Below are 7,253 nucleotides of genomic sequence, written 5' to 3' on the forward strand. Positions count from 1 at the left end.
AGGGGGTTGCACATGTCCGAGGAAGAGAAGCTGCGCGGCTACCTGAACCGGGTCATGGTCGACCTGCGCAAGGCCAACCGCCGCCTGCAGGACGTCGAAGAGTCCCGCACCGAACCCATCGCAATCGTCGGCATGGCCTGCCGCTACCCCGGTGGGGTCCGCTCCCCGGAAGACCTGTGGCGGGTGCTGTCCGAGGGCCGGGACGTCACCGGCGAACTGCCCACCGACCGCGGCTGGGACGTCGACGGCCTCTACGACCCCGACCCGGAGCGCTCCGGCCACAGCTACGTACGACGCGGCGGCTTCCTGGACGACCCCGGCGCGTTCGACGCGGGCTTCTTCGGGATCTCGCCGCGCGAGGCACTGGCCATGGACCCGCAGCAACGGCTGCTCCTGGAGACCTCCTGGGAGGCACTGGAACGGGCCGGCATCGACCCCACCGCACTGCGCGGCACCCGCACCGGAGTGTTCGTCGGCCAGAACTACCAGGAGTACGGCACCGGCCTGGCCCACGCCCCCGCGAGCGTCGAGGGACACCTGGTCACCGGCGTGGTGCCCAGCGTGCTCTCCGGCCGGATCTCCTACACCCTCGGCGTCGAGGGCCCGGCCATCACCCTCGACACGGCCTGCTCGACCTCCCTGGTCACCCTGCATCTGGCCGTGCAGTCGCTGCGCAACGGAGAGTCCACGCTGGCCCTGTCCGGCGGCGTGACCGTATTGGCCGGACCAGGACCGCTCATCGAGTTCAGCCGCCAGCGGGTGCTGGCCGCCGACGGCCGTTGCAAGGCGTTCTCCGCCGCGGCCGACGGCATGGGCATGGCCGAGGGCGTCGGCATGCTGGTCCTGGAGCGGCTCTCCGACGCGCGGGCCAACGGCCACCAGGTACTGGCCGTGCTGCGCGGTTCGGCGGTGAACCAGGACGGCGCGTCCAACGGGCTCACCGCGCCCAACGGCCCCTCGCAGCAGCGCGTCATCCGCGCCGCCCTGAACGCCGCCGGGCTGACCCCCGCCGACGTCGACGTGGTGGAGGCACACGGTACCGGCACCTCCCTGGGCGACCCCATCGAGGCACAGGCCCTGCAGGCCGCCTACGGCACCGACCGTGAACGGCCGCTGCTCCTCGGCACGGTGAAATCCAACATCGGGCACACCCTCGCCGCCGCCGGGGTGGCCGGGGTGATCAAGTCCGTGCTGGCACTGCGCCACGGGACGGTGCCCAGGACCCTGCACGCGGACACCCCGTCCCGGCACATCGACTGGTCCTCAGGCCTCCTCTCGCTGGCCACCGAGGCGGTGCCCTGGCCACGCTGGGAACGACCGCGCCGCGCCGCGGTGTCCTCGTTCGGCATCAGCGGCACCAACGCCCACGTCATCCTGGAAGAAGCCCCCGAGCCGGAGGACGCGGAGCCTGCGGCGGCCCCGCAGCCGGTGCTCTCCCTCCCGGTGCCGGTGGTGCTCTCCGGCCGTGACGCGACCGGTCTGGCCGACCAGGCCGCACGACTGCGCGAGTTCGTCGCGGCCGACCCCGAACTGACCGTCGCCCGCCTGGCGTTCGCCACCGCCACCACCCGGGCCGCTCTGGAGTATCGCGGTGCGGTGGTGGCCGCGGACCGTGACGAACTGCTGGCCGGGCTCGCGGAGTTGGCGGACGGTGGGCCGGGTGCGGTCAGTGCGGTGGCCGACCGGGGTGGGCTTACTGGGTTCTTGTTCTCGGGGCAGGGGTCGCAGTGGTCGGGGATGGGGCGGGAACTCGTCGAGCGGTACCCGGTGTTCGGGGAGTCGTTCGCGGATGTGTGTGGGCGGTTGGAGTCGGTGTTGGGGCTGCCGGTGCGGGAGGTGGTTCTCGACGGTGGTGATCGGCTGGATGGGACGTTGTTCGCGCAGTGTGGTCTGTTCGCGGTCGAGGTCTCGCTGTTCCGGCTTCTGGAGTCGTTCGGTGTGGTGCCGGACTTTGTGGTGGGGCATTCGGTGGGTGAGGTGGCGGCGGCTCATGTGGCTGGGGTGTTGTCGCTGGATGATGCGGTCACTTTGGTGTGTGCGCGTGCCGGGCTGATGCAGGAGTTGCCGTCGGGCGGGGCGATGCTCGCGGTCAACGCCACTGAGACGGAAGTCACCGGGGTCCTGTCCGGCGAGGTTGGGATCGCGGCGGTCAACGGGTCTCGTTCCGTGGTCGTATCGGGTGCGGAGCCGGCGGTGGAGGGTGTTGCGGGCGAGGCGCGGGAGCGGGGCTGGCGGCATACCCGGCTGCGGGTGAGTCATGCGTTTCATTCGCCGTTGATGGACCCGGTGTTGGAGCGGTTCCGGGAGGCGATCGCCGGGGTCACCTTCACCGCTCCGAGGATCCCGTTCGTGTCCACGGTGGATCTCGACACCGCTCCGGTGGATGTCGATTACTGGGTGCGTAATGTCCGCGACACCGTGCGGTTCGCCGATGCGGTTGTCCGCCTGCACGAGCAGGGTGTGACGAGGTTCGTGGAGGTGGGTCCGGACGCCGCGCTGACCGCTGTGGGGCCGGACTGTCTGCCGGAGGACGCGACGGCGGTGTTCGTGCCGTTGCTCCGTCGCGATCAGCCGGAATCGGTGACGCTGCCCACCGGGCTGGCCCGCTTCCATGCGCATGGCGGTGGCGTCGACTGGGCGTCGTATCTGCCGGCCGCGGGCCGGGTCGACCTGCCCACCTACGCCTTCCAGCACCGCCGTTACTGGCTGGAGAACGCCGAGTCGGCAGACCCGGCCGCGCTCGGTGCGCTGCCCGCCGGGCATCCGCTGCTCGGCGCGCTGGTCGCCCTGCCCGGTGCCATCGACACCGTCCTGACCGGGCGGTTGAGCCTGCGGGCCCAACCCTGGCTGGCCGACCACCAGGTCACCGGGACGGTGCTGCTGCCCGGCACCGCGTTCGTCGAACTCGCCGGGCACGCCGCCGAACTGCTCGGTGACAACGGCCTGGACGAGCTGACCCTGGAGGTCCCGCTTGTGCTGCCCGCCGAGGGCGGCCTCGCCCTGCGGGTCGTCGTCGGAGAACCCGACGACGCCGGCGGCCGCAATATCGAGGTGCACTCCCGGCCGGAGGGCTCCACGGCGCCCTGGACCCGGCACGCCACTGGTGTGCTGTCCGAGAGCGGCGACCACGGCGTCGGTGCGGATCTCGTGCAGTGGCCCCCGGCCGAAGCCGATTCGGTCGACCTGGAGGGGTTCTATCCCCGGCTCGCCGACACCGGCCTCGGCTACGGCCCGGCGTTCCAGGGGCTGCGGGCTGCCTGGCGGCGCGGCGACGAGATCTTCGCCGAGATCTCCCTTCCTGACCAACAGCACGTCCGAGCAGGGGAGTTCGGAGTGCATCCGGCGCTGCTGGACGCGGCACTGCACGCCCTCGCCCTGCACGGTGACCACGGCCTGCGGCTGCCCTTCGCCTTCCGCGGGGTCCGCTGGTACGACACGGGCGCGACGGCGCTGCGGGTTCGGCTCACCGTCGTGGGGGCGGACGCGGTCCGGTTGGACCTGGCCGACGGCAGCGGCGCCCCGGTCGGCACCGTCGAGCAGGTGGTGCTGCGTGCCCTCACCGGCGAACTACGCGCGCCCGCGCGGTTGGACTCGGTGTACCGGCTGGACTGGACGCCCGCCCGCACCGGACGCCCCCGCCCTACCGGCGCCGATGTGCTGTTCCGGGTCGAGGACCTGCCCGTGGCCGAGCGCACCGCCGTCGTACTGGACCGGGTACGCGGCTGGCCGACCGAGGAGCCCGCGCAGGGCGCCCGGCTGGTCCTGGTCACCCATGGTGCTGTGGCGGCCACCGCCGACGAGGTGCCCGACCCGGCCGGCGCGGCGGTGTGGGGGCTGGTGCGCTCGGCGCAGCTCGAGTGGCCCGACCGGTTCGTGCTGCTGGACACGACCGACCCCACCGTCACGGACACCGAGCTGACCGCGGCCCTGGCCACCGACGAACCCCAACTGGCCCTGCGTGCGGGGCGGGTGTTCGTGCCGCGACTGGCGCGGGTGACGGAGGCGGCCGGGGACGCTCCCTGGTCGACGGAGGACGTTGTGCTGGTCACCGGGGCGAGTGGGACCCTCGGGGGCTTGGTGGCACGGCATGTGGTGGAGCGCCACGGGGTGCCTGGTGTGGTGCTCGCTTCCCGGCGCGGCGGCGACGCGCCCGGCATGGCGGAACTGGCGGCCGAACTAGGTGAGTTGGGCGCCGAGGTGGCGGTGGTGGCGTGTGACGTGGCCGACCGGGACGCGGTGGCCGCGTTGCTGGCCGAGCATCCGGTGACGGCGGTGGTGCATGCCGCCGGGGTGGTGGACGACGGTCTGGTCACCGGGCTCACCGAGGAGCGGCTGCGGGCGGTGCTGGCGCCGAAGGTGCTGGGCGCACGCTGGCTGGACGAACTGACCCGTGACCGGGACCTCACCCGGTTCGTGCTGTTCTCCTCCGCCTCCGCGACCCTCGGCAACGCCGGACAGGCGGCCTACTCGGCCGCCAACGCCCACCTGGACGCGCTGGCCCGGCAGCGCCGCGCCGCCGGGCTCCCGGCCACCTCGCTGGGCTGGGGACTGTGGGAACAGCGCAGTGGCATCACCGGCGAGCTCTCCGAGGCCGACCGGGCCCGAATCGCCCGCAGCGGCATCTCCGCCCTGCCCACCGCGGAAGCCCTGGCGCTGCTGGACGCCACCGTGGTACTCGGCGAGGCGGCCGTACTGCCGATGCGGCTGGACACCGCGGCTCTCCACCGGCTCGACCCGTTGCCGGAGGTGTTCGCCGGCCTGGTGCGCGGCCGTCGCCGTACCCGGCAGCAGTCCGGCTGGACCGACCGGCTGCGGGCGCTGCCCGTAGCGAAGCGCCGTCGTGCCGCCCTGGACCTGGTGCGCACCCAGGCCGCCGGGGTGCTGGACCTGGCCGGGGCCGAACAGGTCGGCGCCGAGCAGTCCTTCGCCGACCTCGGCGTCGACTCGCTGACCGCGCTGGAACTGCGCAACCGCCTCGGCACCGCCACCGGACTCCGGCTGCCCACCACCCTGGTGTTCGACCACCCCACCCCGGCCGCGCTGGCCGCATTCGTCCTCGCCGAGGCCGGCGAACTCCAGACCGGACCGGAACCCGCCGCACCCGCGGTCGCGGCCGCCACGGACGAACCGATCGCGATCGTGGGCATGGCCTGCCGCTACCCCGGCGGGGTCCGCACGCCCGAGCAGCTCTGGGACCTGGTCGCCGCGGGCCGGGACGGCATCTCCGCCTTCCCCGTCGACCGCGGCTGGGACCTCGGCGCACTACCGGTCGGACTGGGCGGATTCCTCGCCGACGTCGCCGACTTCGACCCCGGGCTCTTCGGTATCTCCCCGCGCGAGGCGCTGGCGATGGACCCGCAGCAGCGGTTGCTGCTGGAGCTGTCCTGGGAGGCGCTGGAACGCGCCGGGATCGACCCGACCGGTGTCCGGGGCAGCCGTACCGGGGTGTTCGCCGGGCTGATGTACCAGGACTACGCGACCCGGCTGATCCACGTCCCCGAGGAACTGGAGGGCTACCTGGGCAACGGCAACCTGGGCAGCATCGCCACCGGTCGGGTCGCCTACACCTTCGGGTTCACCGGCCCCGCGGTCACCGTGGACACCGCCTGCTCGTCCTCGCTGGTGGCCCTGCACCTGGCCGCACAGTCGCTGCGCTCCGCCGAGTCCACCCTGGCGCTGGCCGGCGGGGTGACGGTGATGTCCAGCCCGACCCCGTTCCGTGAGTTCGACCGGCAGCGCGGCCTGGCCGCCGACGGCCGCTGCAAGTCCTTCTCCGCCGACGCCGACGGCACCGGCTGGTCCGAGGGCGTCGGCATGCTCGTGCTGGAGCGCCTGTCCGATGCGCGAGCCAACGGCCACGAGGTGCTGGCGGTGCTGCGCGGTTCGGCGGTGAACCAGGACGGTGCGTCCAACGGGCTCACCGCGCCCAACGGTCCTTCGCAGGAGCGCGTCATACGCGCCGCGCTGAGGGCGGCGGGACTGTCCCCCTCGGACGTGGACGTGGTGGAGGCGCACGGTACCGGCACCACGCTCGGCGACCCGATCGAGGCGCGGGCCCTGCTGGGCACGTACGGCGCCGATCGCGAGCGGCCGTTGTGGCTGGGGTCGGTAAAGTCGAACATCGGGCACACGCAGGCCGCCGCGGGTGTCGCCGGGGTGATCAAGGTCGTACAGGCCATGCGACACGGGCGGCTGCCCCGCACCCTGCACATCGACGAACCGACCCCGCACGTGGACTGGTCGGCCGGTGACGTACGGCTGCTCACCGAGTCGATCGACTGGCCGGAGAGCGAGGTGCGTCGGGCCGCGGTGTCGGCGTTCGGGGTGAGCGGTACCAACGCGCACGTGATCATCGAGCAGGCGCCGGTTGTGGAGCCGACGGTGGATGCTGAGCCGGTGTTGCCAGTGCCGGTGCCGGTGTTGGTGTCCGGGCGGAGTGCTGAGGCGTTGCGGGGGCAGGCGGCTCGGTTGCGTGCGTACGTGCTCGCCGAACCGGGCGTCGGCGTCGCGGGGGTGGCGCGTGCGGCGGCGCTGTCCCGGGCCGCTCTGGAGCATCGGGGTGCGGTGGTGGCCGCGGACCGGGATGAACTGCTGGCCGGGCTGACGGACTTGGCGGGCGCGGGTGGTGTCTTGGCGGACCGGGGTGGGCTTACTGGGTTCTTGTTCTCGGGGCAGGGGTCGCAGTGGTCGGGGATGGGGCGGGGACTCGTCGAGCGGTACCCGGTGTTCGGGGAGTCGTTCGCGGATGTGTGTGGGCGGTTGGAGTCGGTGTTGGGGCGGCCGGTGCGGGAGGTGGTTCTTGACGGTGGTGATCGGCTGGATGGGACGTTGTTCGCGCAGTGTGGTCTGTTCGCGGTCGAGGTTTCGCTGTTCCGGCTTCTGGAGTCGTTCGGTGTGGTGCCGGACTTTGTGGTGGGGCATTCGGTGGGTGAGGTGGCGGCGGCTCATGTGGCGGGTGTGTTGTCGCTGGGTGATGCGGTCACTTTGGTGTGTGCGCGTGCCGGGCTGATGCAGGGGTTGCCGTCGGGTGGGGCGATGCTCGCGGTCAATGCCACGGAGGCGGAGGTCGCCGGGGTGCTGTCCGGTGAGGTGGGGATCGCGGCGGTCAATGGCGTCCGCTCGGTCGTCGTGTCCGGTGTCGAGTCTGCGGTGGCGGCGGTCGCGGACGCGGCGCGGGAGCGGGGTTGGCGGCACACCCGACTGCGGGTGAGTCATGCGTTTCATTCGCCGTTGATGGACCCGGTGTTGGAGCG

1 protein-coding gene is annotated in these 7,253 nt (G+C 72.6%); it reads left to right on the forward strand.

The features are described from left to right. Positions 1 to 12 precede the first annotated feature (12 nt). On the forward strand, positions 13 to 7,253 hold a 7,241-nt coding region (locus tag ABZ642_RS39800; RefSeq protein ID WP_360494321.1), incomplete at its 3' end, for a type I polyketide synthase.

The organism is Streptomyces sp. NPDC007157 (genome assembly GCF_040634235.1).
In the GTDB taxonomy this organism is placed as follows: domain Bacteria; phylum Actinomycetota; class Actinomycetes; order Streptomycetales; family Streptomycetaceae; genus Streptomyces.